Origin of the sequence: Mesorhizobium sp. M0152 (genome assembly GCF_040322415.1) — a bacterium.
Classification (GTDB): Bacteria; Pseudomonadota; Alphaproteobacteria; order Rhizobiales; family Rhizobiaceae; genus Mesorhizobium.
In genome coordinates this window covers 1-614 of the sequence record NZ_JAMYTH010000134.1, presented here as the reverse complement: position 1 = coordinate 614, position 614 = coordinate 1, and the positions used below count along the sequence as shown (strand labels likewise).

The 614-nt window shown below is 64.5% G+C and carries 1 pseudogene; it reads left to right on the top strand.

Going from position 1 to position 614, the window contains the following annotated elements:
* Positions 1–44: 44 nt before the first annotated feature.
* Positions 45–614, top strand: a pseudogene (locus NKJ26_RS33490) (transposase domain-containing protein); the annotation flags it as partial.

Below are 614 nucleotides of genomic sequence, written 5' to 3'. Positions count from 1 at the left end.
GGAACGGTTGGGAAAGCGGCTGTTTTTGTGCTCTGTTGCTTGCCATGGTTCTACCGGGTCTTGCCCTTCCCGACGACGTTGATGCGCTGAAGGCGATGATCCTTTCCATGGCTCGCGAGCAGGCTGCGAGTCAGGCCCGGATCGCAGTCGCCGAAGCTCGGATCGCAGCATCCGAGGCGGAGGTCGTCCGGCTGAAGGCCGTCGAGAGGAGCGCCAACGAGCGGATCGCCAATCTCACGTCGATCCTGAAAGTTTTACAGCGCACGCAACATGGCACGCGTTCCGAGCGGCTACGCCTGGCCATCGACGACGAGCAGGCCTCCTTTGCCTTCGAAGAGGTCGAGACCGGCCTTTCGGAAATCCGGAGCGAACTCGACCGCGCGGTCGGCAACAAGCCGAAGCGCGCCCCGCGTCCGCGCAAGGGCTTTGCTGCCCACCTCGAACGCATCGAGGAGGTCGTCGAGCCGGAAATCCCGGGCGACTGCGAGGGCTGGAAAAGGTTCTGATCGGCGAGGACCGCTCCGAGCGACTGGACGTCGTGCCGCCGAAGTTCCGGGTCATCGTCACGCGCCGTCCCAAATACGCTTTCCGGGGCCGTGACGGCGTGGTCCAGG